Source organism: Prevotella sp. P4-119 (assembly GCF_002251345.1).
Taxonomy (GTDB): domain Bacteria; phylum Bacteroidota; class Bacteroidia; order Bacteroidales; family Bacteroidaceae; genus Prevotella.
The window spans coordinates 1-332 of sequence record NZ_NPJB01000034.1 but is presented as its reverse complement, the minus strand read 5'-3'; the positions used below and the strand labels follow the sequence as shown (position 1 = coordinate 332).

General features: G+C 44.3%; 1 tRNA gene. It reads right to left on the bottom strand.

Annotated features, from left to right (window positions below):
• Positions 1-118: 118 nt before the first annotated feature.
• A tRNA-Ala gene (locus tag CIK89_RS04275) sits at positions 119-192 on the bottom strand.
• Positions 193-332: the final 140 nt, after the last annotated feature.

Here is a 332-nt window from a genome sequence, read left to right as displayed (position 1 = left end):
GGCGGCCGTATGCATAAGTGCTCATACTTTCAGCTGTTGATTTCTGATTTATTATCTAATCTACAGTCTTGCTTGTGTCAATATGTCAAAGATCTCTTTCCTCTATTTCAAGGACAAGTGGAGAATATCGGGGTCGAACCGATGACCTCTTGCATGCCATGCAAACGCTCTAGCCAACTGAGCTAATCCCCCAAAAACAGATTTTGTTAGTACAAGAAGCCGAAGGAGTGTCTGAACAAACCAATGCTTCATCCCATTCTTTTGAAACTACCCTAATTATCTAAGATCCGTCTCCAGAAAGGAGGTGTTCCAGCCGCACCTTCCGGTACGGC